Source organism: Chryseobacterium daeguense DSM 19388 (genome assembly GCF_000430825.1).
Taxonomy (GTDB): Bacteria; Bacteroidota; Bacteroidia; order Flavobacteriales; family Weeksellaceae; genus Chryseobacterium; species Chryseobacterium daeguense.
This window is the reverse complement of record NZ_AUMT01000002.1, coordinates 166,646-193,396: the sequence shown is the minus strand read 5'-3', so window position 1 is coordinate 193,396 and position 26,751 is coordinate 166,646. Positions and strand designations below refer to the sequence as shown.

Genomic DNA, 26,751 nt, shown 5'->3' with positions numbered 1-26,751 from the left:
ATGAATCCTTGTCAAGGTTTAAAACTTTGACAAGGATGAACAGGATGACAATTGCAGTTAAAAATTTGTAAAAAATTAATTATTTATAAATATTCTAAATAAAATTTAAACGCTTATCTTTGCCGAACTTAAGGAAAACATGAGAAAAAAGCATCATCATAAGAAAAAACCAAGCGCATTTAAGAAGTGGACAGGGAAACTGCATTTGTGGTTTGGCCTTGGTATAGGATTTTTGATCTTCATCATCTCCATTACCGGAGCTTTGTATGTTTTTAAGGACGAGGTAGAAAATTTTACCCGTAAAGATGTCATCTATCATAACGAACAAAATATCGATCAAAAGCAGGTACTTCCTATCCGTGTTTTGGAAAAGGCCGTTGTAAATCAGGTGAAGGAGAAATACCCGGTTCACTGGGTGAATATTCCGATGGATAAGAAAATGTCTTATCTTTTTTATTGGTATGAACACGATATAAAAGGTTGGAATTATTTCGATGAATTCCCAATTTATAAAGTTGCTTATGTCAATCCATACAACGGAAAAGTTTTGAGAACTTATGATGAGAAAAACGGCTTTTTCCAGATTGTAAAAATGATCCACTGGAGCTATCTTCTTAAACAGTCCTGGGGAACGTATCTTGTGGGAATCCCGGTGATTATCTTTGTCATCATGCTTATTTCCGGGATTATTCTTTGGTGGCCGAAAAATAGAGCAGCCAGAAAACAGCGTTTCTCTTTCAAATGGGAAAATGTAAAAAGCTGGAAAAGAAAAAATTACGACCTTCACAATGTTTTAGGTTTTTATGCTTCTATTTTTGCTTTAATCTTTTCATTAACAGGGTTATTCTATGCATTTTTTGCCGTTCAGGCTGCATTTTACTTCATTTTTTCCGGAGGAAGCACGCAGTATCCTGATTTTTCAATGATTAAAACAAAAGCTCCGATTGAATTAAGAACAGAAGGAACTTTAGATAAAATCAGCAATACCGTTAAGGCAAAATATCCGGATTCTTTCGGCTTCTCGATTGATCTTGGTCATGAGCATATGGATGATCATGAGCACCCGAATTTTGAGGTTTATGTGAAGCACTTATCATATTCTTACCACAAAAGCAGCAGCCTTATTTTTGATGAAAATTCCGGTGAACTGCTTCATACCCACGATATGAAAGATAAAAATTTCGGCGAAAAAACAGTTGGAGCCAACTATGATATCCACGTAGGATCTATTTTAGGCCTTCCTACAAAGATTATCGCCTTCATTGTAAGTCTTATATGTGCCTCATTACCAGTCACTGGCTTTATGATATGGTGGGGAAGAAGAAAAAAGAAAACCGTAAAAACTGTCTGAAAAAAAATTTCAATAAATCTTTAGTTCATAATCCATTAATACAATCTTTTTTATAATTTTAACCTTTTAGAATTAAAAATAGAAATGTCATTAATCGATTTATCAAAAAACGTTGCCTTAGGAATTGACATAGGCGGTACGAATACGAAATTTGGAGTTGTAAACCACCGGGGTGAGGTTCTTGAAAAAGGAAATCTGCGTACAGATGCTTACGAAACAATCGAAGAGTATATTGATGCGTTGTATGAAAATATTTATCCTTTAATAGAAAGGCACAGTAAAGAAAGAACTTTTGACGGAATCGGGATTGGCGCTCCTAATGGCAACTATTATAAAGGAACCATAGAGCAGGCTCCCAACCTTCCATGGAAAGGTGTAATTCCTTTTGGGGAACTGATGACCAAGAAGTTTAATCTTCCTGTTACCGTGACCAACGATGCCAATGCAGCGGCTTTTGGTGAAATGCTTTTCGGGGCAGCTCGCGGAATGAAAGATTTCATTATGATTACCCTGGGAACAGGCGTAGGAAGCGGGATTGTTGCAAGCGGAAAACTGATCTACGGTCATGACGGATTTGCAGGAGAACTGGGACACACAATTGTAAAACCAGGCGGAAGAAAACATTGGAGCACAGGTTCAGAAGGAAGTCTTGAAGCTTACGCATCAGCAACGGGAATCGCCATCACGGCAAAGAAAATGAGAGCAGAATTCCCGGAATCTATGCTAAGTCAGTTTCCTGAAGAAGCCATCAATTCTAAAACCGTACATGAATGTGCATTAAAAGGAGATCCTATCTCTATTGAGGTTTTCCGATATACCGGACAAAAATTAGGAGAAGCTTTGGCCAATTTTGTCATGTTTTCATCTCCGGAAGCTATTCTTTTATTCGGCGGTGTAATTAAGGCCGGAGATTTTATTTTAAAGCCAACAAAACTTCACATGGAAAGAAACCTTCTTCCTATTTTCAGAAATAAAGTGAAATTGGTTTTCAGTGAGCTGGACGAAGCAGATGCTGCTATTTTAGGAGCAAGTGCTTTGGTTTGGGAAAAGTAATTGAAGACTATTTAAATGATATTGAGCATCCTTTTTGAGGGTGCTTTTTGTTTTTAGTTTTAACCGCAGATTTCACGGATTTGCACAGATGTTTGCGCATTATATTTAAAATTAAATTATTTAAAACAATTTGTATCATCTATCATCACAATTTGCGTTTAGAAGAGTTTATAGAGCATTATTTGAAAAAGTTTTTCCTATTTTTGATTAGTTTTTTTCCTTTGTATTTTTGAACAGGAAAATATTCAAACACAATAATTAAACTTAGAATGGATAACAATAATTTAGAACAAATCACTTTTGGAGGCGGATGTTTTTGGTGTGTGGAAAGCTGTTTTAATATGCTGAAAGGAGTACAATCTGCCATTTCAGGATATTCCGGAGGGCATAAAGATAACCCGACGTATGAGGAAGTCTGCACAGGTGAAACCGGTCACGCAGAAGTGGTACAGATCACTTACGATCCTGCTGTTATTTCTTATGAACAACTGATGGATGTCTTCTTTTTCCTTCACGATCCTACTCAACTAAACAGACAGGGAAATGACATCGGAACACAATACCGTTCCGTGATTTACTATAAAGATGATGCTGAAAAGGTAAAAGCCGAAGCAGCGATTAAGGCATCCCAGGAATCAGGAAGATGGGCGGGAACTTATGTGACAGAAGTAACGAAATTCGAGAAATTCTGGCCTGCAGAACAGTATCACCAGGGATATTATAATGAAAATCCGACACAGCCGTATTGCAGCGCAGTAGTAGGCCCTAAAATTCAGAAATTTAAAAAGCATTTCGGAGAATTGGGAATGTTGAATGAGGAATAACGTTAAATCTTTTAAGTTTTGGCTAAAGCCAGATTGATTTATAATTCTAAAAAACGGGCTAAAGCCCGTTCCTATTGATAAAAAACAAAAGCGAAGAGACAAATCTCCTCGCTTTTTTGTTTGCAAAAATAATAGAAAAAACTATTCTAATATCCCGGATTTTGGGTAAAATCTTTCGATGCATCAATGGTTGCCTGAGGAATCGGGAAAATCCTTCTGTAAGGCTGGGAAGCTGGTTTTGCAGTTCCCGGAAGGTCAAACTTTCCGAACCTGATCATCGCCTTTCTTCTGTACATTTCCCAATATAATTCAAATCCGGATTCTCTGAACAATGTATTGGCATCAAGAGAAGCCAGTGCAACGCCAGCAGTATTGCCTTTTAAAGCATCATTTGTTCTGCTTGTTCTTAATTTATTAACATCATTCAGGGCTTCGCCTACATTTCCGCTTCTGAAATACGCTTCCGCTCTCATCATGTAGATCGTTCCTAATCTGTACAATGGCACATCCATTCCGCTTGTCCCGTTATTTCCTAATCCCGGATCGAATTCAAACTTGAAATTTCTTACCCCTCTGTTGATCTGAGCCTGTGTAAATACTGCTTCCGATGGATTATCAAAATTCAGTTCAGGAGTAAAATCTGCGGCAAGAGTGGTATTTTTCTCGGTAAATAATTTATATACTTTAATTCTTCCGTCCGGAGTCATATCAAAGTTTCCGTTTGCAAGAATTTTCGGACCGTATTGCTGCCCGACCTGCAATCCTCTGTTAAAATGGAACCACGGTTTTCCTGTTCCTTCCACTTTGCTTGTTGAAGGTACGCTTACATCCGTTCCGTCATTTCTGAACCACGTTCCGTCTTCATACTGATACGTTCTCTGGAAACGAGGATCATCGTGGTTTCCGTTCCATGAATAATAGAATTCCGGAGTAACACAGTTGGCATTTGTACCTCTGTTGTCAGGTGACGGCTTTTGGATTCTTTCCATTGACATATAGGCCAAATCATTATCCGAACCTTTGTCTGAATTCGCGATTTTTTTCTGGACAACGGTAAAGATCATCTCTTTACTTGTATGGTTATTGATGTCAAAATTGTGGAAGTAATTTGACTCTAAGCTGAAATTCGGATTATTAATCAACATATTAGAATATTCGATTACCTTATCCATATCCGTTCCGCTTCCTGTTACCGCTGGTTCTAAAAAGTTGAAATTACTTGCCGTTTTATTCTTTAGAACTGCTCTGTTCAGATACATATCTGCTAAAAGTGCATACGCTGCCTGTTTTGTAAATCTTCCGGCGTGTGTATTTTGGGTTTTGATATCCGCTAAATTCGGGATAAGCCCTTCCACCTCTTTGATCAGATCATCAATTGTAGTTTCCGCTTTTCTGATCCGGATCGGAGCATTGATGTTATCAGGATCTCTGTAAGGAGCCTGGCCAAACAAATCAATTGTTGAATAGGTATAAAAAGCCAATAAACCTTTTGCTTCCGCTAAAAACAATGCTTTATTGGGTGCCGTGCTTTTGTTCGCACTTGCTATCGCCGTTAAAGACTTTGTAATCCCGAAGTTCAGCTGATTCCATGTATTTTTCACTACATCACTGTTGGCATCCCAGGTAAATTCGTGCATAGCTCTCCATTTTCCACCGTCTCCCCAGTCACTGCCTCTTGTAGGCAAAATTGCTTCGTCTGTAGAATATTCCTGTAAGGCAAAAACACTTCCGTGGTCTACAAATGTCCCTTCGCCAAGCTGGCTGTAAGCCGCAGCCAAAGCTGCTTCCGGATCTGCAACTTCAGAACCCAACACCTCATCAATTACTTTTTCATCCAGGTTTGTACAGCCGGTCAAAGCCAGTACACTGATGGATAAAACAATCTTAATACTATTTAAAAATTTATATTGCATGATTTCTTTTAGCTTAAATTAAAATTTAACAGTTGCTCCCAAAATGAAAGTTTTCGCAGACGGATAGGTCGTGTAATCTATTCCCAAAGATTGGTTCCCTCCTACCTGCTTGTTGGTATCTACAAGCGGATCGTAGCCTGTATAGCTGGTAATTGTAAATAAATTCTGTGCACTTACGTAAAGGTTGATGCTTTTCAGGAATTTCAATTGATTGATGTCAAAAGTATATCCTAACCTTACATTATTCAGACGAAGAAAATCTGATTTTTCAAGATATAAAGAAGATAATTGCGGCTGGTTCGTGAAGCTTGCCCCCGAATCATAGAAGCTTTTCAATACGTTCCTGTCTGATGCTAAGTTATTGATATTTAAATCCAAAGCCGTATTATTTACCAGATAACCTCCCGTTTGCCCGATGAAAGAAAATGAAAAATCAAACTTCTTGTATTTCATGTAAGAATTGATCCCGAAAGTGAAATTCGGAATTGCCCCTTCGAAAATCTTTCTGTCGTTCTGGTCTATTCTTCCGTCTGTGTTCAGGTCTTCGTAAATGTATTTTCCGTTGGAATCCACTCCCAGATAGTTGTACATAAAGAAAGATCCTGCTTCGTAACCATTTCTGTAAATATTGGCTGTAACGCCTGAAAGTCCCGGCCCGGAAACCTCTCCTGAATAAATAGCTGAAACCGGAAGGTCCTTCACTTCGTTATTTACCGTAGCTCCGTTAACATCAAAATTCCATGTGAAATTTTCGTTTTTAATGATTTCTGAACCTAAAGAGAATTCAAACCCTTTATTCACTATCTGTGCATCTACATTTCTCCAGACTGTGCTTGTAGGGCTCAACGGACTTGAAGGAATATTCAAAATCGGATCTTTGGTTGTTTTGTGATAATATTCCAATGATCCGTATAATTTGTTTTTCAGTAAACTAAAGTCAGCACCGATGTTGGTCTGCTCTACAACTTCCCATTTAAGGTCAGGATTTACGGTTCTGTTGATAGAAACTCCGTTAATCAAATTTAAGTTATCATATAAATAATATCCCGCAGCCTGCGTAAGTGAAGAACTCGCCTGTGTAATTTTATTCGGAACTTCCTGGTTACCTGTTTGTCCCCAGCTTCCCCTTAATTTTAATTCATTCACGAATTGAGAATCACTCAGAAAGTTTTCGTTGGAAATCGTCCATCCTACTGCAACAGATGGGAAATAACCGTATTTGTTGTTCTTTCCGAAACGGGTGGAACCGTCTGCTCTCAATGAAGCCGTTAATAAATATTTTTTATCAAAATTATAATTTACCCTTCCGAAATACGATTGCAATTCATTTTCCTGAGCATATCCCGCTCCCGGCACAAATGCCGTTCCTGAGTATCCAGGATTAATGTCCGGTGCAATTCCCGCTCCCTGAGCTGCAATATCTTTCACTCCAAAATACGTTCCCGTAGTTTTAAATTTCTGGTAAGAGAAACCTCCTAATGCACTGAAATTATGCCTGTTTATATTAAAATCATAGGTTAAATAATGTTCTAAAAGTACATTATAAGAATCAAGATTAGCCTGAACATACATTCCTTTTGGAGTTCTGTCCGTCAGATTGGGATACATTGTTGTATTTCTTTCAGACATGGTTTTATCGATCCCTAAATTGAATTTATACTGTAATCCCGGTAAGATTCTCAACGTGGCTTCTGTATTCCCCAACACTCTGAAAGTATTGGTTTTATCATTATAAACACTTAATAAATACAAAGGATTGTAATGCGCGTTCATATTGAAATTGGTAAAATTCCCGTTTTCATCGTACACAGAACGTGTAGGATTGGCCATTAATGCATGGATAATCACCTGGCCGTCTGAGCCTGCATTTCCACCATTTGGAATTCCTGTTTCTTTGATGTCACTCGCCGTAAGATTTAGTTTAATCTTTAATCTTTTATTGTCGAAGAAAGATTCTTCTGCGTTCAAACGGGCTGTTGTTCTTTTGAAACCGCTGTTTAAAACAATTCCGTCCTGATCCATGTGGGAAAGGGATGCAAAATAATTTCCCGTTTCTGTAGATTTTGAGAAGGAAACCGAGTGGTTTGAAGAAACAGCATTTCTGTAAATTTCATCCTGCCAGTCGGTATTTCCACCGTGGTCGTATAACTTGTTGATTCCTGCATTTCTATATTCATCGGCAGTCATTAAATCTAATTTTTTAATAACAGAAGAAAAACCTAAGTAGGTATCATACGTAAACATCGGTTCTCCTTTCTTTCCTCTTTTTGTAGTCACTAAAACAACCCCGTTTGAACCTCTCGCTCCATAAATAGCAGCGGCAGAAGCATCTTTCAGAACAGTAATAGATTCGATATCACTTGTATTTAAAAAGTTCAGCGGATTTTTTGCCTGTACATTTCCTAAACCTACATTCGGGGACTGTGCGCTTACGGCGTCATTACTTAGCAGAACTCCGTCTACAACAAATAAAGGTGTACTTCCGCTTCTGATGGAACCGATACCCCTGATGGAAACATTCACGCCCGCTCCCGGTTCACCGCTCGACTGGACGATGCGGACACCCGCGATTTTCCCCTGCATTAGGTTATCCACGGAAATGTTCATTCCTTCTTTAAAGTTTTCTGCCTTCAACTGGCTTACAGCACCCGTTAAATCAGATTTTTTCTGAGCACCATAACCTACTAAGGTAACCTCTTCAATAGACGTTCTTTCTTTATTAGATTTTAAATTGACAGCAACTGAAGTACTGGAAATTTTTACCCTCTGCTCTCCATATCCTTCATAAGAAATGGATAATGTCTGCCCGATATTCGCGGAAATTGTAAAATTCCCTGAAGCGTCTGTTTTTGTCGTTTCTCCGGTTTCCAGCACCGTAATTGTAGCTCCTTCAATAGCTGAGCCATCCTGATCCGTTACATTTCCGGTGATCGTTTCATTCACATGAGACAAAACAGAATAGCCTGCCGTAAATTCTTCTGCATGAGCCTGATTGGCAACCAGGAAAATCAATGCGATCGGAATTAGTTTTTTAAACTTAAAAAAATTAATTTTGTGGTACATATCATTAAGTAAAGTAATTGAATGACGTTACTTGCTTAATAAAAAGCCGCTGTTGTTCCCGCAACAGTGGTTTTTATTTGGCCGTCGTTAGTTTTTATTTCGGCATACAAAGTAAAAGGATCTACCACAAAATCAGTTTAACATAATATTATCTTAAAATCAATAAAATATAAATATCTCTTTTTGAGAAAATAATACATTGTTATGAATCAAATACTTACATTTAGTCTTTTTTTCTCATTTACATAAGTTTAAAAAACACTTAACATAATATATAAACTCTCTTGACGCAGGACTCCTAATTTCGCATACAAATTTGAAATAATGAAAAAGGCAGTTTTCTTAGGTTTGTATTTATCATCAATAAACTTTTTCTGGTCGCAGTCTCAGAATTTGAATGATTTAAAAATTAATGAAATTCAGGTAATTGGTTCTCACAATTCTTATAAAAAGGCGATTCTTCCAGAAGTTTACAGCTATTTATCTAAAAAAGATTCTCTCAACTTTCTTCCGAGGATACAATATGAACATATTCCGATTCCTGAGCAGCTGAATATTGGATTAAGAAATCTTGAAATTGACGTTTACGCAGACAGCAAAGGTGGAAAATATGCCCATCCGAAAATTTTAGACCTTGTAAAAACCACACAGCCCTTCGATCCGGAAGGGAAAATGAAAAAACCGGGTTATAAAATGATTCATATTACGGATATAGATTATCAAACCCAATATTATACGCTGGAAGACTGCCTGAAAGATTTAAAAAAATGGTCTGATGCCCATCCTGACCACGATCCCGTTTTTATTACGCTTGAACCGAAAGACGGAAAAGCCAATCAATTCGGAACCGAGCCGGAGCATTATACTTCAAAACTTTTTGATGATCTGGATAATGAGTTGAAAAAATATTTAGGGAAAAATAAAATTATCACTCCGGACGATATCAGAGAAAATTATTCATCTTTAAATGAAGCTGCCTTAATCAAAAACTGGCCTAAAGTAAAGGACGTCAAAGGTAAATTCCTTTTTGTATTGGATAACAACAGTGAAAACAGAGATTTATACATGAAAGATCATCCTTCTTTGAAAGGAAGAATGATTTTCACAAACTCAGCACCCGGAACCCCTGAATCTGCCGTTTTATTTATGAATGATCCAAGCCCTAAAATTGCAGAACTGGTAAAACAGGGCTACATTATCAGAACAAGAGCCGATGCAGATACGATGGAAGCGAGAAAAGAGGATTATTCGAGGTTTGAAAAGGCTAAAGAAAGCGGTGCGCAGATTATTACCACAGATTATTATCAACCGAGTAAATTATTTAAGTCAAACTATAAAATTAGTTTTGACAATAATACTTACGAAAGAAAAAACCCTGTGAACGGAAAATAGAACATTTTTTACAATTAGATTTATAATGGAAAGGCTGTCAGATTGTTGATGGTCTTTTCTGTTGTTTTAAACACTAATCTCACTAATTTTTCACTAATATAGATTTTCACAGATAATTGCGTATATTTTTCTCTTTTCATAAAATTAAAGCATAAACATCTGTGAAGATCTGTGCAATCTGTGGGAAAGTAAATCAAAGTCTACTAATCTCCCGCTTCTTCAAATCTATTTCGAAATGATCCGTCGGATCTGCGTTAGAAAGCAAAGAAAGAACTTTGAAAACAGATTTTAACTGCAAAGTGAACGGATCTCTAGACTGATTTTCATGATATTGTTTTTCTAATATTTGATATTGCTGTAATCTTTCTTTCGGAATATCTGTTTTCGCCAATTCATCCGCAGATTGAAATTTATACAAATCCAGCAAAAGATCTTCAAAATTCCATTTTTTAAAACCTTCTGGGTTGATGTTTTTTTCTTTTAATTGATTTTTATTTAAAATTAACAGCAACAAATCTTCACCATTCAATTTTTCTGCTTTTTCAACGAAATCTTTCGGCCAATCATTAGGAATCATTCTCAGACGAACTAATTCTTTCAAATGAAACAGCATAAAATCATGATAAGACTTTGATTTCAGAATATCTTTATTCCAAAGGGCTTTATTTTTATCATTCTTCAAGGTTTCATATTCTTTTTCATACAAAGGAAATAATTCATCAAAATCAGGAACATCATTTAAAACTTCCGTTTTTACTTCCATTTTTTCAGGTGAATGAATGGTAAGAATTTTATATGCGGGAAGATAAGCCGCCAGCGAAGGAACCTGTATATTCACCAACATTTTATCTCCAAATTTCCTGATTCCCGTATCATTTATGTGCATGTGCCCGGCAAAATGAACCTGCAATCCCGCTTCTGCAAATGCCTTTGCTACTTCTTCTTCAGGAACTCTTTCCAGCTGCCATTTTTTTTGACCTAATAAATTTTTAATCTCATCCGTTGCACCATCATTGAAATCAATCATCGGGTAATGGGTGAAGGCAATAACAGTTTTTCCGTTGATTTTGGCTTCCTGCATAATTTTTTTCACCCAATCTATCAGATGCTTTTTATTGGTCATCACATTATTGTACCCAGTGCTTGCACCTTTATAATTTGAAGGATTGTTGGGATTTTCATTTATATTTTTCGGAATGTATGTATTTCCGTCGATGGCAATCATCCAGATTCCTTTTACGGGTTCTGCCACATAACTTAAATCGGGGACAGAAAAGCCTTTTGCAACTTCATACATTCTTTTGGAATAATCGGCGCTTTGTAAGGCTTTATTGTAGGAATAATTTTTAACAGAACTAAAATTAAAAGGAGTACTCCAAAAAAGATTCTCTTTTTTCGGATAAAACCCGAAATCTTTTAATTCATTTAAAATTTCAAGATATCCGGACTCCGCAATGTCTTTTGTGATGATTTGATTTTTTATCTTTCCGAGATTTTCTTTACTGTAAATCCCAATCGGATTGCCGTCCTGTCCGAGAAAATCATTTTTTCCGGCATCCTGATGAAACGGTCCGACCGGGTCATGATTTCCGGTCGTGATATAAAAATCGATTCCGTATTTTGTGTGGTATTTTTCTAAAATTTTGTGTAATCCGCGAATATTGTACGCCTGTCCGTCATCCGAAAAATCACCGGGCATAGCAACAATTTTAATTCCTTTTTTAGCAATATCATCCAGCGCTTTCAGCAATGCAAAATAGTTTTCATTAAAAATTCTTGTGGAATGCAACTGCGAATCCATTGTTCTCAGAATCGTCGGTTTTCCGGTTTTGGGATTGATAATTCCTTTAAAATTATTATCCGAAAAACTTCCGTACAAATCCTGAAAATGTACATCGGAAAGAAAGGCAATCTGAACCGGTTTTTGCTGAGCCGAAAACAGTGAAAACGTAAACAGCAACAATGAGAATATTCCTTTATTCATCTTAAAAAAGAACGAAATTAAGAGAATATATGATGAATTGGTTTAATTAAATTTTAAATGATTGTGAAGATTACTCTGCTACTAATGAATCCGTATTGGGTCCGGCATATTTTGTAATGATAAAGTCAGTTGATTTTCTAAGCTCTCTGCCGTTATCGGGATCAACTCCATCTGCTGTAAAGAATTGCACATCTCCATTATATTTTGAATACCAGGTTCTTCCAACAGAATTCTCAACTGTCATAGTGTCTTTTCTTGTGATTCTTTTGAAGTGCTTTACTTTATAGAGATCAATTGCAACCACATTAAATTCCGGACCTACATCCGTACTATTAGTAGGAATGTACATTTCACCATCCCAATACATATATTTTTTATCTGTATCTGGTTTCCCCCATAATGTTAGCATTGAAGGAGTTGTAGAATTTTGTGAATTACTTTTAGTATTTGGAAAAACAACACCGCCAGTAACAAATAATAATACAAAAGCCATTTCTAATATCCCCACTCCATTTTTCTTAATGAAGTCAGGCATTTTGAAATGCTGCTCATTGGTAATATTAATGATTAGTTTAGAAAATTTTTCTGACATGGATTCTTCATCTTCATCAACACTTATTTTCACCGTTGTTTTATTGAGTTTTTCATCTTTTTTAACAAATGTTCTGGAGAAATCTGCAAAATCTCTGTAACCAAGATATTTGCTGAGCTTATTAAGAGTATCCGGATCAGGATTAATCTCTTTTTTTATTCCCAATACAAAAGCATCATAATATCTTACAAAAGTTCTTTCATTCAGAAAAATTTTGTGTGTTTCCAGATGCACATTTAAGTATGATGCAAGACCATTCTTCGATGTTTTTCCTGATTCATCTTCTGCTTGTCTAAATACTTCATTGATTAGTAGTTTTATTTTGGACATAATTAGTTTTTTTAAGGGTATTACAAAATACTTGATTTTCTACCGTGTCGCATTACGGGTTTCCGTAAAGCAATTCCTGCCCATTTTTTGTGTCCATCGATGTCCATGTTTTGTCTAACACATGCGTCACTCTTTGTCGCATCTTTGCTTCAGAAATCAGTGATAAACAAACAATTAAAACAACCGACAAAAACAAATTTACAAAACTGATTTCAAATATCACCAGATAAAACGGAAGAAAACTCCGGGTTGGGAAGCAGATGTTTCTCTTCCGTTTTTGAAGGTTCACTTCCCAAAAAATTTAAGAAGCGCTTCGAAATTTTAACTGTGTACAGCTCACGATAAATACTTCGTGAGAGGAAGAAAAACAATTTCAACTTCAAAATTTTTAAACAATGTTACAATTAATATTGATGCTATTGGGAATAGCATTCGGACACAATAATGCAAATACATCATCATGCAATAATAACAATCAGAATCAGGTAACTACATTAGACGACGGGCCAAGCGATCCAGGAACAGGAATAGATCCGGGAACGGGAACCGGCGGAGATGGAGGAACAGGTGGAAATACAGGGCAAACACCCCCACCGTTTATTCCTACAAATCCATAATAATTAAAAGGGCAGATTGTATAATCTGTCCTTTTTCTTACCTTGCAAGCAAAACTAATCTCATGAAACGCTTACTATTAATTATCTTATTGATGGCTTTATTCTCCTGTAAAAAAGAGAACAATATAAAGCCAACTATTACAACCAATGTTTATTACGAAAAGGCTATAGAGTATCGAGAAAAGAAAGTTTCCGATTCAGCTTTTTATTATTTTAATTTAGCAAAGAACACTTTTTTGACAAATAAAGATTCATTAGGCGTTTCAAGGGCATTGGCAAATATGGCTATTATACAGTCCGATAGAGGAGATTATTATGGAGGCATCGAAACTTCATTAAGATCAAATAGATTTCTTAAAAATAAAAGAGAAAATGATTCTATTGTTAAGCTTGTTCTTGCGTCTAATTATAACAATTTAGCTATTTCTTCTTCCAATCTTAAGAATTTTGATAGCGCTATCTCATATTATAATACAGCTTTGAAATACGTAAATGTTGAGCGAAGCAGATTTATCTACTACAATAATATTGGAGATGCGTTAATTAGTAAAAAAGATTTTACCAATGCAAAGAAATACCTTAGCCTTGCCCTAGCTTCGCAGGACAGCATCGATTATGCTAGAGCACTTAATAATTTAGCTAAAGCAAAATTTCTAGAAAGTAAGAATTATGACCCATTACCTCAATTGTTTAAAGCTTTACAAATAAGAAGAAATCAACATGACAGTTGGGGTGAAAACTCAAGTTATGCAACATTAGCAGATTATTTCTATAATAAAGATCAGAATACTTCTTTAATGTATGCTAAAATGATGCTCGAAAAAGCAGTACAAAATAAAAGTGCAGATGACCAACTTGAAGCATTACAAAAAATAATCATTCTTGATAAAAATGATTACTTAAAAAACTTTTTAAAATTCCAATCAATAAATGATAGTATGCTAACAGCACGAAATAAAGACAAAGATCAATTTGCTGTTTTCCGCTATGATATAGATGTAAAAACGGCAGAAAATGAACTGCTAAAAGTTGTTGCAGCAGAGAGTAAAAATAGAACTTTAATTCTTTTAATTGTTCTAATTCTTGCGATTATCACTATTATCTGGTACAACAGAAGACAAAAAAGACTCAAACAAGAAAAAGAGCTCGAGATAAAAAACACCCAGCTTAAAATATCGAAGAAAGTTCATGATGTGGTAGCCAACGGAATTTACCAGGTAATGACAAAGATTGAAAATCAGGAGCATTTTGATAAGGATAAAGCTCTGGATGATCTGGAATTTGTGTATGAAAAATCCAGAGATATTTCCTACGAAAAAACTGAAACCAACGTTGATGAAAAAAATTTTAGTGAAAAAATTTCAGAGCTGATCGGTTCATTCAACAATGATAATGTCAACACTTATCTTGCCGGAAACGGCGAAAATACATGGAAAGGATTAAAAGAATTAACACAGGAAGAAGTTTATCAAATCGTCCGCGAGCTGCTTGTCAACATGAAAAAGCATAGCAGGGCAGACCGTGTGGGTTTCAGGTTTGAACGGGAAAACAAACTCATCAGAATCTTTTATACTGACAACGGAATTGGGATTTCCGGGGACGTAATTTATAAAAATGGACTGTCTTCTACGGTTTCCCGTATAGAAACTATTAAAGGAGAAATTATTTTTGACACTAAAATCGAAAAAGGACTGAAGATCAATATTTCATTTCCTGTTTCTTAAAAAACTAAAAGAATGTTCAAAAAAATTTTAATCGCCGAAGACCACGAAAGTATTAATATTTCTGTGCAGAAAACATTGGAGGAACTCAACATTCCGAATGTTGACTATGTGTATTACTGTGATGACGCGCTGGCAAAAATCCAGAAATCTATCCGCGAAAATGAGCCTTATGACCTTTTGATTACCGATCTTTATTATGAAGAGGACCATCGGAAACAAAACATAAAAGACGGCCGGGAATTAATTCAGAAAATAAGGGAAATCCAATCCGCACTGAAAGTCATTGTTTTTTCTGCCGAACACAAATCAGGAATTATAGATTCTCTTTTCAAAGAATATCACATCAACGGATATGTTCGGAAGGCACGAAACGATTCAAAGGAGTTAAAAAAATCAATCGCATCTGTTTATATTAATGAAAATTATTTATCCCTTGATTTAAAGCAGGAAATGAAAAAACTTAACCGCTATGAGTTTTCCGCTTATGATATTACGTTAATTTCTCTTCTCTCCAAAGGAATTTTGCAGAAAAATATACCTTTTCATCTTCAGGAGAAGAATATTAAGCCCTATAGCTTAAGCAGCGTTGAAAAAAAATTAAACAGCTTAAAAGAAGATCTTGAAGTGACCAGCAATGAGCAGTTAGTAGCCTTCTGTAAAGATATTGGGATTATTTAAAAATAAATTTTCCATTCTTATTTTATTATAACCTTTCAAAAAATTTTGAAAGGTTTTTTATTTTTTGCTGGTTTTACGGTTTCCCGTAAGGATTGGTTATGAAAGGGTTATACTTTTGGAGTGTTAAAAGAAAAAATTAAATGCTATGAAAAAGTATTATGTAAACAAAAAAGCGCAAAGTAATGGAGATCATGAAGTGCATGACGAATATTGTATTTTTCTACCAAACACTGAGAATAGAAAATACTTGGGTCAATTCTCATCCTGCAGTGATGCAGTGAAAGAAGCTAAAAAGGATTATAAACAATCGAACGGCTGCAAAACATGTTCAAATGAGTGTCACACAAAATAACAACCATGGGAAAATTTGTAATTACTCAAAGAATCAATAATGAGTATCAATTTAATTTAAAATCCGGAAACGGTGAAATTATTTTAACCCGTGAAGGCTATGTTCAAAAAGCTTCCTGTCACAAAGGAATTGAATCCGTGAGAATGAATTCTCAGGACGATTCCAGATACGACAGAAGGGTTGCCATAAATGGTAAAAATTATTTTGTTTTGAAAGCCAGGAATGGTGAAATCATCGGAAAAAGCCAATATTTCAGTTCCAAAACAGCAATGGAGAATGGAATTCATTCCGTAAAATCTAATGCTCCACTAGCAGAAATTGTTGACGAAACCCTAAAAAATTAAAACAATGGATCTTAAAATTAAACTTGAGCAGTTACACCAAAAAGTGGTAGGCTTAAAAGATCAGATTACCACTGAAGAGGCAACGAAAAATGCTTTTGTAATGCCTTTCATACAAATTTTAGGATATGATATTTTTAATCCCACAGAAGTTGTTCCTGAACATGTCTGTGACATTGGAACAAAAAAAGGCGAAAAGGTAGATTACGTGATCAAAAATAATGACGAACCTATTTTTATCATCGAATGCAAGCACTGGAAAGAAAGTGCAGATGCTCATAACTCCCAGCTTCACAGGTATTATCATGTTTCTAAAACAAGATTCGGTGTTCTTACTAATGGTATCGTTTATAATTTCTATACCGATCTTGAAAAACCGAATATTATGGACGAAAAACCATTTTTCACAATTAATATTGAAGACTTAAAAGACAGCTCTATCAAAATTCTGGAAAGCTTTACCAAGAAAGATTATAATCTGGAAAGTATCCTGGATTCCGCAGAAGCATTAAAATACATCAAAGCTATCAGAAAAGAATTCGAAAAAGAAATCGAAAACCCATCTGATGAATTGGTAAAGCTTTTGGTAAACCGCTTTTTTGAAAAACCCTTAACAGCAAACCGGATGGTTTCTTTTAAAGAATATGCAAAGAAAGCATTAATAACCTCTATTAATGAATCCATCAGTTTCAGGCTCAAATCTGCATTAAGCATTAATGAGCAGATTGAAAAGCGGGAAGATGACGTAAAAGCCTCACAACCTATTGACGAAAACAATGATTCTAAAATCGTAACCACGGAAGAAGAATTAGAAGGATTCCAGATTGTAAAAGCTATTCTGAGAGAAAAAATTCCTTCTGCAAGGATTGCTTACAGAGATACTCTGTCCTATTTTGGGATTTTATTGGATGACAACAACAGAAAACCACTTTGCAGACTACATTTTAACACCTCAAATAAATATCTGGAAACCTTTCATAACGGTAAAGAATCGGGAGAAAAAGTGCTGTTGAATAACCTTGATGAAATCTATAATTTCAGAAATCAGCTTCATCAGACTTTAGAAAACTATAATTAATAAATAATCAACCATGAAAAAACTACTATTTGCAAGTCTATTAAGTTTAGGCGTATTACTACCAGCTACTATTTCAGCTTCAACGAACAATACCGCTTCTACCACAGAGCTTTCAACAAAAAAACCAAAGAAAAGCAAAGGTAAAAAACACAGAAAAAGCAAAAGAAGCAAATCCAGAAGTTCACGATCACATTCCAGAAGTAAAGGATGTACTTACAATGGTCATGAACTTATTGTTGGCCCAAGAGGTGGATGTTACTATTATTCAGGAAACAGTAAAGAATATGTAGACAGATCCTACTGTTTAGGATGTAATTAAACCTAAAGCCCGACTAAAAACTAATAATCATGAAATACCTCATCATCATAGCGGCATTGCTGTGCTTTATCGGCATTTTCGAGCTGCCTTACGGTTACTATACTTTCCTGAGGATTATAGTCTCCTTTATGGCTTTAGTTATCATTGTCAATGAATTTCGAAGCAGAAGCTTTTGGTTTATTGCCTTTTTATTAATCTTAATCCTATTCAATCCTGTCTTTCCGGTTTATCTTTATTTAAAACCGATTTGGATTATAGCAGATATTATTGTCGGGCTTTTATTCTTATACTATTTCTACACTTTAATCCCCAAAAAGAAACCAAAAGAACCCGAAACCATTGATATCAAACATCAGGAAATCTCCAAAACAAGAGACCGAATAATCAATAAAAACTATGGAAACAACAATAATCCCTGAAAATCTTAAAGCCCATTTTTTAAGACTTTATCAAATGGCTATCTGTGATGAAGATTTTAGCCCGCTTGAGCTCAAAATGCTTTATAAAACAGCCGAAGAAAGAGGAATTTCCGCAAAAAATCTGGACGAAATTCTTCTCAATCCCATCAATTCAAAACCTTTAATTCCACAAACCATTGAAGAAAAAGTAGAATCTCTTTTTGATCTCACCGTAATGATCTGGGCAGATGGCGTGGTTTCAGAAAATGAATATTCAGCACTACAAAAATATGTGGCTATGTTTGATTTCCTGGAAGAAAATGTAAAAGATATTGCCGATTATTTTATCGAGGCCGTAAAACAGGGAAAAACTAAAACAGATATTCTTAATGACTTAAAAAATTAATTAATCATGAATGCAATGACCAATAACCTAAAAACCCTTTTCAGACTAAAGCCGGTTCCCATCGAAGAGCCTAAAGACGAACCCATAAGATTTGAAACAGAACCGGATGCGGAATCTACTGAAGAAAGCAGAAAAAGATCTTATCATGAAAACGGCTATAGAGACAGCTCCAGGAACAGTGGAAATCATACCGCATTGTCAATTTGTCTTGATGCCATTTATTCAAAATTTCAAAACGAAGAAAAACAGCTCGGTGAAAAGCAGAATAAGCTAAAAGAGCCTTACCTTAACGAACAGAAAAACAAGGAAACAGAGATAAAAGGCCTTACCGTTTCTTTGGATAATAAAGAAGACCAGCTAAAAAACATTGGGGATGATATAGCAACCGTTCAGGATACCATTGAAAAGATAAAATTTGAAATCAATGATCTTCCAAGGAATCCCGAAACTTATAATGTAAAAGCCACAAAAGGTGCTTCCACAAAGTTTTGGATTGGTTTAATTATTTTGATACCAATTAGCTTATACCTTTTTACATTTTATATTTCGACTTCATACTCAGCTTTTTTTAAAAGCTTTGATGCCAACGGAAATATTATACAAAGCGTTCTGGATGCACAGGCTTTCAACAAGGCTTGGGCCGAAGGTCCTCTGGAAGGGGCATTCGTGACTCTTATTCCTTTCGTATTTTTGGGTTTGGGATATCTTATCCATATGTTTGGAGAAAACAAAAGCTTCGTTAATTATTCTAAAGTAGCGCTCCTTTTTATGATAACTTTTATGTTTGATGCTATTCTTGCCTATGAAATAGAATCAAAATTATACGAATTAAATAAAACTTTCAACTCCCCTCCTTTTGATCTTTCTATTGCTTTTACAAAGAATCAGTTTTGGGGAATTATTTTCGCCGGGTTCATTGTGTATATCATCTGGGGCCTTGTTTTTGATTTTGTGATGAAAGAGCACAGAGAAAAAGATAAAATTAAGCATGAGCAGTCGAAAAGGCAAAAAGATATTTTGGTCTACCAGGAAAAAATTCAGGACCTCGAAAAACAGAAAGAAGAGGTTAGAAACAGTATAGGAAGCATCAAGGAGCTCATTGCAAAAGCAAAAGGCAGAATAGAAGAGCTCCAGAACATCATCGATGGAACAATAATTCCCACCAAAGATTATCAACTGCATGCTTCCGAATATATGCAGGGCTGGATTACTTTCGTTAATGAAAAGCTTGCGGTGTCCCATCCTGTCAAGCAAGACATTATAGAAGAATGTAAAAAGCAGTACATCTACAACCTGAACAAGGTAGGCGCTAATTCCGACAGTCAGAACTCCGTATATATGTCAATCTTATAAAAACACCATGAAAAAAATATTATATTTCTTAATGGCTTCCGCGATTTTTATCCAATGTGGCAAACCTGCGGAAAAAACAGCGGAGGCAACTGTACCGCACAGCTCTTCCAGTTCAAAAAATCTGAACATCAGTATATTGATTGATCTTTCAGACAGAATTGATCCGGAAAAAAACGCAAATCCCACCATGGAATTTTTCCAGCGAGATATTGAATATATAAAATCTATTGACAAAGGTTTTTTAGACCATATCAAAACTAAAAAAGTGATCCAGCTTAATGATCAGATGCAGGTTTTCTTCAATCCGGAACCATCTGATCCTAAAATGAATGAGCTCACGAAAGAGCTCAGGGTTTCTTTTGATAAAAATACTACGAAGGACAATATTGATCTGGTTGATAAAAAATATTCAACCTTACCATCACAGATCTATCAGTCGGCAATCAGGGACAATCAGTATATTGGTTCTGATATCTGGGAATTCTTCAAAAATAAAGTGAAAGATTATTGTATAAAAGACAACCACAGAAATATCCTTTTTATTTTAACAGACGGCTACATTTATCATAAAGATTCAAAAATTTCCGAGGGCAAAAAGACATCTTTTCTCACACCGGAGCTAATCAAATCATTAAAGCTTAATTCTTCTGATTTTAAAGCAAAAATAAATGATAACGCTTTAGGGTTTATTAAAGCAAATGATGATCTGGAAAATCTTGAAGTGATTGTTTTGGGTATTAACCCCGCAAAAGGCAATCCTTTCGAAGGCGATATCATCAAAGAATACTGGGAAAATTGGTTTAAAGAAATGAAAATCAAACATTATCAGATAAAATCTGCTGATCTGCCGTCCAACCTTGAACCTATTATTTTAAAAGCCATTTCCGGTAATAAATAAAAACACTCAACATATTTATCTACAAAAAAGCGAAGAATTAATTTCTTCGCTTTCTTTATTTTCTAACCATTTCCGTGTGCGGAATATCATCTTCCAGGTATTTTTTGCCGGTATCTGTAAATCCGAAATCAGAATAAAATTTCAGCAGATAATCCTGCGCAGAAATCCTTATTTCAGGGGTATGAAAACGATTTTCTATGGTTTCTACAGCATATTGTATCAACTGTTTCCCCAAGCTCCTGCCTCTTGCTGCTTCTGTTGTCAGCACCCTTCCGATGGAAGTTTCATCATATTTTATTCCTTTATCAAAAACCCTGCAGTACGCCAGAACTTCCCCGTTTTCTTCTGCCCAGATATGAATTGCTTTTTGGTCATAATTATCCAGATCCGGATATGGACAATTCTGCTCTATCACAAAAACATCGATTCTTGCTTTTAAAAAAGAATACAATTCCGGAACAGTAAGCTCTTCAAAGGTTTTAATTTTCCAAACAATATTACTCATCGAAGCTTACACTGTTTTTAATTAAAAAATCATTGGTTTTTTCTATAAAGTTCAGGATTTCATCTCCTCCCTCTTTCTTTTCAGCTGATGTTACATATAATTCCGGAAGATCTTCCCAGGTTTTGTGAAGCTCCGTTTTATAATCTTCCACATTTTTGACCACAGCATTGGGCTTCAGTTTATCAGCTTTTGTAAAAACAATAGAAAACGGAACACCACTTTCCCCGCACCATTGTATAAATTCCAGATCAATTGTCTGCGGCTTATGCCTTACATCTACCAAAACAAAAAGATTCACCAGATTTCTTCTGTTTAAAATATAATTGGTGATCAGCTTTTCGAAATCCTTTCTAAGGGATTTTGAAACCTTGGCGTATCCGTAGCCCGGCAAATCCGTGAGATACCATTGTTCATTCACCAAAAAATGGTTGATAAGCTGCGTTTTACCCGGAGTCTGTGAGGTTTTAGCCAAATCTTTATGATTCATCATCGCGTTGATCAATGATGATTTCCCCACATTAGACCTTCCGATAAAAGCATATTCCGGCATGTTCGGTTCCGGGCAGTCCTGCCATTTCCCGCTGCTCTTGACAAACGTTGCTGTTTTAATAACCATTTTTTGAGTATTTTTTAGAAAAACAAACCATTAAGAAGCTCTTAATGGTCATTTATATTTAATTTAAACTTTATCTTTTATCCAGCTGTAAAGAATTTCATTGAATTCATCTGGCTTTTCCATCATCGCTGCGTGACCACATCTGTCGATCCAGAATAAATCTGAATTCGGGATGAACTTGTGCATGTCTTCTGCCACTTCAGGAGGGGTTACATTGTCTTGTCTTCCCCAGATCAGGCACGTGGGTGTTTTAATCTTAGGAAGATCGTGAAGCATATTGTGCTTAATGGCGCTTCTTGCAAGCATTACGGTTTTTATTCCCTTCATTCTGTCATTTACAACAGAAAAAACCTCTTCTACAAGATCTTCGGTAGCCACACTTGGATCATAAAAAACCTCTTCGGTTTTCTTTCTGATATAAGAACGGTCGTTTTTTCTCGGAAAACTGTCTCCGAAAGTTCTTTCGTATAAACCTGAGCTTCCTGTAAGGACAAGATTTTTAACCAGATCCGGTCTTGCAAGGGTCAGGATAAGCCCAATATGTCCCCCCATCGAGTTTCCTACAATGGAAACAGGACTTTCGATATGGCTCTCTATAAATTTGATAATATATTTTGCTAGAGTCGTAAGATTGGTATTGAGTACCGGCAAATCGTAGATTGGCAACTGAGGAACATATACTTTGAAACCTCTGTCTGAAAAAAAATCCACCATCTTATCGAAATTACTCAAACCACCCATTAAACCGTGCAACAGTACCAACGGATGACCTTCTCCCGCCTCTACAAAGGTATATTTCTTTTCTTTTTTTGTACTAAATATCATATAATGCCTTAATAAAGCCTTGCAAAAATACAAATTAAACCTCAAAAATATTTTGATTACCCTAATTTAAAATAAAAATAATATACCAGACTGCTTTTTCCTGACTTTTTTAAATGGTTATTTAATATGGACTGAATAATACATTGTGCAACTAATTTTAATTCAACCAATTAACACGCTGTTATTCAATCTTTGATAAAACTTATTAACATTAAGGCAAAAAGTGGGAAAAAGTGGGAAACTTTGGAAATTATTATATAAATTTGTCCCAAATGAAAAATTTCATTGGAACATATGAGTGCAAAATAGACGACAAAGGCCGTTTAAAAGTTCCTTCATCTTTGATAAAACAGATGGAAAACTTTGACGATAAGGCTTTTGTAGTTAAAAGATCCGTGTTCCAACCCTGCCTGGAAGTCTACCCTATGAATGCATGGGATAAAGTGATGGGCAAAATTAATAAACTAAACAGATTCATAAAAAAGAATGCTGATTTCATTAGAATGTTTACGGCAGGAGTAAAAACAGTGGAGCTGGATAATGCAGGAAGATTACAGATTTCGAAAGATCTCACTCATTTTGCAAATCTTCAGAAAGATATTGTGATTACAAGCGCAGGAGAATTGTTCGAAATTTGGGACAAAGAGGCTTATGAAAAGGTAATTTCCATCAATGAAGAAGATTTTGCCAGCCTTGCCGAAGATGTGATGGGCACTTTCGATGAAGAATAACGCGCGATTTTAAATTAATAAAAGAGCGAGAAAAAACACAACTTAAACATGTATCATAACCCCGTTTTGTTGAAGCAGAGTGTAGATGATTTGGTGACGAATCCAGACGGAATATATGTAGACTGCACTTTTGGTGGCGGTGGCCATTCAAGGGAGATTTTGAGCAGGCTTTCAGATAAAGGGAGGTTGTTCAGCTTTGATCAGGATTTAGATGCTCTTAAAAATACAATTGATGACCCGAGATTTACATTAATCAATCAGAATTTCAGGTTCCTGGAAAATTCATTGCTAATGTATGGAATTTCTCAGATTGACGGTGTTTTAGCAGACTTGGGAGTCTCTTCTCACCAGTTTGATGAAGCAGACAGAGGGTTTTCCACAAGAAGCAATGCACCTTTGGATATGAGGATGAATGTTATGCAGGGGCTTGATGCAAAAAGGGTGATCAATGATTATGATGAAGAGCAGCTGGCGGATATTTTTTATTATTATGGTGAACTGAGAGAAGCAAGAAAATTAGCGCGGGACATCGTTCATCACAGAAAAACAAAAAGCATTGAAACTACGGAAAATCTGAAAAAATTGTTCAATTATCTTCCTCCGCATAAAGTGAATAAGTTTTATGCCCAGTTGTTCCAGGCCATCAGAATCGAGGTAAATCAGGAGCTTGAAGTGTTAAAGGAAATGCTGGTTCAGGCTTATAATGTTTTAAAACCTGGAGGCAGGCTGGTGGTAATTTCTTACCATTCCCTGGAAGACAGGCTGGTAAAAAGATTTTTGAAAAACGGAATGTTTGAAGGTGAACCCGAAAGAGACATTTACGGAAATTATAAAAAAGCATTCGAGCTGGTAAAGAGTAAAGCAATCATTCCTGATGACAAGGAAATTGAAGAAAACTCAAGAGCCAGAAGTGCTAAGATGAGAACAGGAATAAAAGTATAGTTTTTGGTTGATAGTTGTTAGTTTTTAGATCTGACAACAAGCAACAAACAACCACCAACAAAAAACAAATGGCAAAAAGAACAACATATCGCCCTCAGAAGAAGCTTACTTTTATAGATATTATAAAAGGAAATTTCCTGAATCGTGATGAGATCAAAGTACATTACAAGTATTTTCTCTTGTTGTTTGTTTTAATGATGGCCATGATTTACAGTAACCATCTGGTTAATAAAAAAATTAAAATCGTTAACGCTTTAAAAGAAGAAACGGAAGAATATAAATCCCGAAACGCTTACGCACAAAGTAAGCTGATCAAAGTAAAAATGGAATCTCAACTGGGGAAAGAAGTGGCCAAGGATTCATTAATGACCCTGGAAAACCATCCTCATAAACTGCTAATAAAACTGGACAGTACAGATGCAAAAGCAAAATGAATACGATAACAAGCGTAAGAAAACATTACGTTGGGGCTACCTCTTTGCAGTGGTAGCTTTGTGCGTGTTTGTCCTGTTTCTGACCAGAATTGTGATTCTTCAAAACACTAATGTCCAGGAAATTAAGGACGATTACATTAATAAAAACTATCGTGAAGCCACACTGAAGGCTGCCCGCGGAAATCTTTTCGCTTCGGATGGCTCTATTCTGGCCACTACGGTAATGCGTTACGATATTTATCTGGATTTCAAAACGATGAAAGATACTGTTTACACCAACAATATTGGTGCTTTAACAGATTCTTTAAGCAAAATGTTCGGAAAATCAAGAGGAGAATTCAGAAAGAAGTTTGACGAGCAGAGAAAAAAGAAAAACCAGTATTATACTTTGGTAAAAGGGCTGGATTTCGACCAATATGACAGAATCCGCAAATTCCCGATCTTTAAAAGGGGTAAAAACAAAGGCGGTTTCATTGTTGACAGAAATTATAAGCGGGAACTGGCCACCTCTGAAATCGGGGCAGGAACTATCGGAATGGATAACGGAGTTTACAGCTCCGGACTTGAAGGTGCTTTCTCAAAATATTTAAGAGGAACAGACGGAAAAAGATTAGAGCAGAGAATCAACTCATCTCAATGGAAACCAATTGATTACTGGAAGGTTCAGGAACCGGTTGACGGAGAAGATGTATACACTACATTAGACCTTAGAATTCAGGATATTGCACATTCGGCTTTAGAAAAACAGCTGATTAATTTTGAAGCAAAGCACGGAACCGTGATTGTCATGGAAGTGGAAACCGGAAAGGTACGTGCGATGGTTAATCTAAGAAGAACCGATGAGGGCGAATATGAAGATTCTTACAATTATGCCTTAAAAGATAATATCGAACCGGGATCAACTTTTAAAACAATTTCCCTGCTGGCGGCAATGGATGATGGGTTCATCGATGAAAATACAACTGTAAATGTTGGAAACGGAGTCTGGGTATATGCAAAACAAAGGATTTCTGACGGCCACGGTGGCGGAACGTACGATATCAGCGATGTTTTAGCAAAATCAAGCAACGTAGGAACGGCAAAATTAATCACAAAATATTATGCCGATAAGCCACAGATTTTTCTTGATCATTTAAAAAGATGGAAATTATTTGATAAAATGAACATCGAGCTACCGGGAATCACAAAACCGAAAATCGTAACACCGGAAAATAAAAGATGGAACGCTGCTACACTGGCATCAATTGCCTACGGATATTCATCAAACATCAATTTATTACAACTGACAACGTTCTACAACGGTGTTGCGAATCGAGGAAAAATGCTTAAGCCTTTATTCATCGATAAAATTATGAAGGATGGAAAGGTAATGTACAGTGCAAAACCTGAAGTAATTGTTAAAAAAATGGCTTCCGAAAAGGCAATTAAAATGATGACCAGTGCCTTGACAAAAGCCGTAGAAAAAGGAACAGGAAAAAGCATTTTCACTCCGAATCTAAAAATGGCAGGAAAAACAGGAACCGCAAGATTTGAATACTGGCTTCCTGGTCCCATGAAGTATCGGGCATCTTTTGCAGGCTTCTATCCTGCTGATAATCCGAAGTTTACATGCTACGTGATGATCAGCGAACCAAATACTGCAAAAGGATTTTACGGAGGAACAGTTTCCGCGCCGGTGTTTAAGGAAATTGCAGGAAAAACATTCCTGAAAACACCACAAAATATTGAAAAAGAAATGCTTGTAGACAAAAAGGTAAACCTTAATAAAATGGTTGAGCCTAATGTAAAAATAGCAGTAAATAATAAGCAGATGCCAAGCGTAGTAGGATTAATCGGGAAAAACGTAATCCCGCAATTGGAAAATCTGGGCTACCGTGTCGACTATAAAGGAGTGGGAAGAATAAAAGAACAGTTCCCGCTGGAAGGCACCACGATAAGTAAAAATCAGAGAATTTATTTGTCTCTGCAGAATTAAACTAGAGAACCCGAAGGGTTCAATATCAATAGCCATAAGTAAAACTTGTGGAGCAGA

General features: G+C 35.9%; 25 protein-coding genes. 18 read left to right on the top strand and 7 right to left on the bottom strand.

Translation table 11 applies throughout. From position 1 onward, the window contains the following. Positions 1-139 precede the first annotated feature (139 nt). From H560_RS0103375 to msrA, 3 genes are all read left to right on the top strand, one after another. Positions 140-1,351 (top strand): PepSY-associated TM helix domain-containing protein, encoded by a 1,212-nt coding sequence (locus H560_RS0103375; RefSeq protein WP_027378734.1) that lies wholly within the window; start codon positions 140-142, stop codon positions 1,349-1,351. 84 nt (positions 1,352-1,435) lie between these two features. Next, a complete protein-coding gene (locus H560_RS0103370) occupies positions 1,436-2,404 on the top strand; it encodes an ROK family protein (RefSeq protein WP_027378733.1) in 969 nt (322 codons plus the stop codon). Between the two features lie 269 nt (positions 2,405-2,673). After that, positions 2,674-3,228 (top strand): peptide-methionine (S)-S-oxide reductase MsrA, encoded by a 555-nt coding sequence (msrA, locus tag H560_RS0103365; RefSeq protein WP_027378732.1) that lies wholly within the window; start codon positions 2,674-2,676, stop codon positions 3,226-3,228. A gap of 146 nt (positions 3,229-3,374) precedes the next feature. Here the strand turns inward: msrA and H560_RS0103360 are convergent, their stop codons facing one another. Continuing rightward, a complete protein-coding gene (locus tag H560_RS0103360; RefSeq protein WP_027378731.1) occupies positions 3,375-5,141 on the bottom strand; it encodes a RagB/SusD family nutrient uptake outer membrane protein in 1,767 nt (588 codons plus the stop codon). A gap of 18 nt (positions 5,142-5,159) precedes the next feature. After that, the gene (locus tag H560_RS0103355; RefSeq protein ID WP_027378730.1) at positions 5,160-8,204 is read right to left on the bottom strand and encodes a SusC/RagA family TonB-linked outer membrane protein; all 3,045 of its coding nucleotides are present in this window, start codon (positions 8,202-8,204) and stop codon (positions 5,160-5,162) included. Positions 8,205-8,528: 324 nt separating this feature from the next. Here H560_RS0103355 and H560_RS0103350 point away from each other — a divergent pair, with 324 nt between their 5' ends. Then, complete coding sequence (locus tag H560_RS0103350) at positions 8,529-9,596, top strand: phosphatidylinositol-specific phospholipase C1-like protein (protein WP_027378729.1); 1,068 nt, start codon at positions 8,529-8,531, stop codon at positions 9,594-9,596. A 193-nt stretch (positions 9,597-9,789) separates the two neighbouring features. Here the strand turns inward: H560_RS0103350 and H560_RS0103345 are convergent, their stop codons facing one another. Together H560_RS0103345 and H560_RS0103340 are read right to left on the bottom strand one after the other, a co-directional pair. Continuing rightward, positions 9,790-11,580: a metallophosphoesterase family protein gene (locus H560_RS0103345; RefSeq protein WP_027378728.1), complete on the bottom strand. Its 1,791-nt coding sequence runs from the start codon at positions 11,578-11,580 to the stop codon at positions 9,790-9,792. Positions 11,581-11,650: 70 nt separating this feature from the next. Next, positions 11,651-12,502 carry a hypothetical protein gene (locus H560_RS0103340; protein WP_027378727.1) on the bottom strand — a complete coding sequence of 284 codons (852 nt, stop codon included), beginning with the start codon at positions 12,500-12,502 and terminating at the stop codon, positions 11,651-11,653. A gap of 395 nt (positions 12,503-12,897) precedes the next feature. On the opposite strand from H560_RS0103340, the gene H560_RS0103335 reads away from it, so the two are divergent. From H560_RS0103335 to H560_RS0103285, 10 genes are all read left to right on the top strand, one after another. Then, positions 12,898-13,119, top strand: coding sequence for a hypothetical protein (locus tag H560_RS0103335; protein WP_155844947.1), 222 nt, complete (start codon positions 12,898-12,900; stop codon positions 13,117-13,119). A gap of 62 nt (positions 13,120-13,181) precedes the next feature. Further along, complete coding sequence (locus tag H560_RS0103330; protein WP_155844946.1) at positions 13,182-14,843, top strand: ATP-binding protein; 1,662 nt, start codon at positions 13,182-13,184, stop codon at positions 14,841-14,843. 12 nt (positions 14,844-14,855) lie between these two features. Continuing rightward, entirely contained in the window at positions 14,856-15,521 is a 666-nt protein-coding gene (locus tag H560_RS0103325; protein ID WP_027378724.1) for a response regulator, read from the top strand. A 357-nt stretch (positions 15,522-15,878) separates the two neighbouring features. Then, positions 15,879-16,217, top strand: coding sequence for a YegP family protein (locus tag H560_RS0103315; RefSeq protein ID WP_027378722.1), 339 nt, complete (start codon positions 15,879-15,881; stop codon positions 16,215-16,217). A 4-nt stretch (positions 16,218-16,221) separates the two neighbouring features. Further along, positions 16,222-17,292, top strand: coding sequence for a type I restriction endonuclease (locus H560_RS0103310; RefSeq protein WP_027378721.1), 1,071 nt, complete (start codon positions 16,222-16,224; stop codon positions 17,290-17,292). Between the two features lie 13 nt (positions 17,293-17,305). Beyond that, positions 17,306-17,611, top strand: coding sequence for a hypothetical protein (locus H560_RS22895; protein ID WP_155844945.1), 306 nt, complete (start codon positions 17,306-17,308; stop codon positions 17,609-17,611). 29 nt (positions 17,612-17,640) lie between these two features. Next, a complete protein-coding gene (locus H560_RS0103300; protein ID WP_027378720.1) occupies positions 17,641-18,030 on the top strand; it encodes a DUF6804 family protein in 390 nt (129 codons plus the stop codon). After that, complete coding sequence (locus tag H560_RS0103295; RefSeq protein WP_027378719.1) at positions 18,008-18,415, top strand: hypothetical protein; 408 nt, start codon at positions 18,008-18,010, stop codon at positions 18,413-18,415. The genes H560_RS0103300 and H560_RS0103295 overlap by 23 nt, the downstream gene beginning before the upstream one ends. Before the next feature lie 6 nt (positions 18,416-18,421). Continuing rightward, a complete protein-coding gene (locus tag H560_RS0103290; RefSeq protein WP_185095848.1) occupies positions 18,422-19,768 on the top strand; it encodes a beta-carotene 15,15'-monooxygenase in 1,347 nt (448 codons plus the stop codon). 7 nt (positions 19,769-19,775) lie between these two features. Further along, on the top strand, positions 19,776-20,666 hold the full coding sequence (locus H560_RS0103285) for a hypothetical protein (RefSeq protein WP_027378717.1): 891 nt from the start codon (positions 19,776-19,778) through the stop codon (positions 20,664-20,666). A 55-nt stretch (positions 20,667-20,721) separates the two neighbouring features. Here the strand turns inward: H560_RS0103285 and H560_RS0103280 are convergent, their stop codons facing one another. The 3 genes from H560_RS0103280 to H560_RS0103270 form a co-directional block, all read right to left on the bottom strand. Next, positions 20,722-21,171: a GNAT family N-acetyltransferase gene (locus H560_RS0103280; protein ID WP_027378716.1), complete on the bottom strand. Its 450-nt coding sequence runs from the start codon at positions 21,169-21,171 to the stop codon at positions 20,722-20,724. Beyond that, positions 21,164-21,787 (bottom strand): ribosome biogenesis GTP-binding protein YihA/YsxC, encoded by a 624-nt coding sequence (yihA, locus tag H560_RS0103275; RefSeq protein ID WP_027378715.1) that lies wholly within the window; start codon positions 21,785-21,787, stop codon positions 21,164-21,166. Before yihA ends, H560_RS0103280 begins: the two co-directional genes overlap by 8 nt. A 63-nt stretch (positions 21,788-21,850) precedes the next feature. Continuing rightward, positions 21,851-22,612, bottom strand: a complete 762-nt coding sequence (locus tag H560_RS0103270; protein WP_027378714.1) for an alpha/beta fold hydrolase — start codon at positions 22,610-22,612, stop codon at positions 21,851-21,853. A gap of 272 nt (positions 22,613-22,884) precedes the next feature. On the opposite strand from H560_RS0103270, the gene mraZ reads away from it, so the two are divergent. From mraZ to H560_RS0103250, 4 genes are all read left to right on the top strand, one after another. Continuing rightward, positions 22,885-23,343: a division/cell wall cluster transcriptional repressor MraZ gene (mraZ, locus tag H560_RS0103265; RefSeq protein WP_034752155.1), complete on the top strand. Its 459-nt coding sequence runs from the start codon at positions 22,885-22,887 to the stop codon at positions 23,341-23,343. A gap of 48 nt (positions 23,344-23,391) precedes the next feature. Next, complete coding sequence (gene rsmH / locus H560_RS0103260; RefSeq protein WP_027378712.1) at positions 23,392-24,285, top strand: 16S rRNA (cytosine(1402)-N(4))-methyltransferase RsmH; 894 nt, start codon at positions 23,392-23,394, stop codon at positions 24,283-24,285. 68 nt (positions 24,286-24,353) lie between these two features. Further along, positions 24,354-24,719 carry an FtsL-like putative cell division protein gene (locus tag H560_RS0103255; protein ID WP_027378711.1) on the top strand — a complete coding sequence of 122 codons (366 nt, stop codon included), beginning with the start codon at positions 24,354-24,356 and terminating at the stop codon, positions 24,717-24,719. Continuing rightward, positions 24,703-26,694 (top strand): penicillin-binding transpeptidase domain-containing protein, encoded by a 1,992-nt coding sequence (locus tag H560_RS0103250; RefSeq protein WP_027378710.1) that lies wholly within the window; start codon positions 24,703-24,705, stop codon positions 26,692-26,694. The genes H560_RS0103255 and H560_RS0103250 overlap by 17 nt, the downstream gene beginning before the upstream one ends. Positions 26,695-26,751 lie beyond the last annotated feature (57 nt).

Excerpts from the sequence above, each read along its gene's own strand:
- H560_RS0103375 (WP_027378734.1), top strand. The coding sequence starts at position 140 with ATGAGAAAAAAGCATCATCATAAGAAAAAACCAAGCGCATTTAAGAAG.
- H560_RS0103370 (WP_027378733.1), top strand. The coding sequence starts at position 1,436 with ATGTCATTAATCGATTTATCAAAAAACGTTGCCTTAGGAATTGACATA.
- msrA (WP_027378732.1), top strand. The coding sequence starts at position 2,674 with ATGGATAACAATAATTTAGAACAAATCACTTTTGGAGGCGGATGTTTT.
- H560_RS0103360 (WP_027378731.1), bottom strand. The coding sequence starts at position 5,141 with ATGCAATATAAATTTTTAAATAGTATTAAGATTGTTTTATCCATCAGT.
- H560_RS0103355 (WP_027378730.1), bottom strand. The coding sequence starts at position 8,204 with ATGTACCACAAAATTAATTTTTTTAAGTTTAAAAAACTAATTCCGATC.
- H560_RS0103350 (WP_027378729.1), top strand. The coding sequence starts at position 8,529 with ATGAAAAAGGCAGTTTTCTTAGGTTTGTATTTATCATCAATAAACTTT.
- H560_RS0103345 (WP_027378728.1), bottom strand. The coding sequence starts at position 11,580 with ATGAATAAAGGAATATTCTCATTGTTGCTGTTTACGTTTTCACTGTTT.
- H560_RS0103340 (WP_027378727.1), bottom strand. The coding sequence starts at position 12,502 with ATGTCCAAAATAAAACTACTAATCAATGAAGTATTTAGACAAGCAGAA.
- H560_RS0103335 (WP_155844947.1), top strand. The coding sequence starts at position 12,898 with ATGTTACAATTAATATTGATGCTATTGGGAATAGCATTCGGACACAAT.
- H560_RS0103330 (WP_155844946.1), top strand. The coding sequence starts at position 13,182 with ATGAAACGCTTACTATTAATTATCTTATTGATGGCTTTATTCTCCTGT.
- H560_RS0103325 (WP_027378724.1), top strand. The coding sequence starts at position 14,856 with ATGTTCAAAAAAATTTTAATCGCCGAAGACCACGAAAGTATTAATATT.
- H560_RS0103315 (WP_027378722.1), top strand. The coding sequence starts at position 15,879 with ATGGGAAAATTTGTAATTACTCAAAGAATCAATAATGAGTATCAATTT.
- H560_RS0103310 (WP_027378721.1), top strand. The coding sequence starts at position 16,222 with ATGGATCTTAAAATTAAACTTGAGCAGTTACACCAAAAAGTGGTAGGC.
- H560_RS22895 (WP_155844945.1), top strand. The coding sequence starts at position 17,306 with ATGAAAAAACTACTATTTGCAAGTCTATTAAGTTTAGGCGTATTACTA.
- H560_RS0103300 (WP_027378720.1), top strand. The coding sequence starts at position 17,641 with ATGAAATACCTCATCATCATAGCGGCATTGCTGTGCTTTATCGGCATT.
- H560_RS0103295 (WP_027378719.1), top strand. The coding sequence starts at position 18,008 with ATGGAAACAACAATAATCCCTGAAAATCTTAAAGCCCATTTTTTAAGA.
- H560_RS0103290 (WP_185095848.1), top strand. The coding sequence starts at position 18,422 with ATGAATGCAATGACCAATAACCTAAAAACCCTTTTCAGACTAAAGCCG.
- H560_RS0103285 (WP_027378717.1), top strand. The coding sequence starts at position 19,776 with ATGAAAAAAATATTATATTTCTTAATGGCTTCCGCGATTTTTATCCAA.
- H560_RS0103280 (WP_027378716.1), bottom strand. The coding sequence starts at position 21,171 with ATGAGTAATATTGTTTGGAAAATTAAAACCTTTGAAGAGCTTACTGTT.
- yihA (WP_027378715.1), bottom strand. The coding sequence starts at position 21,787 with ATGGTTATTAAAACAGCAACGTTTGTCAAGAGCAGCGGGAAATGGCAG.
- H560_RS0103270 (WP_027378714.1), bottom strand. The coding sequence starts at position 22,612 with ATGATATTTAGTACAAAAAAAGAAAAGAAATATACCTTTGTAGAGGCG.
- mraZ (WP_034752155.1), top strand. The coding sequence starts at position 22,885 with ATGAAAAATTTCATTGGAACATATGAGTGCAAAATAGACGACAAAGGC.
- rsmH (WP_027378712.1), top strand. The coding sequence starts at position 23,392 with ATGTATCATAACCCCGTTTTGTTGAAGCAGAGTGTAGATGATTTGGTG.
- H560_RS0103255 (WP_027378711.1), top strand. The coding sequence starts at position 24,354 with ATGGCAAAAAGAACAACATATCGCCCTCAGAAGAAGCTTACTTTTATA.
- H560_RS0103250 (WP_027378710.1), top strand. The coding sequence starts at position 24,703 with ATGCAAAAGCAAAATGAATACGATAACAAGCGTAAGAAAACATTACGT.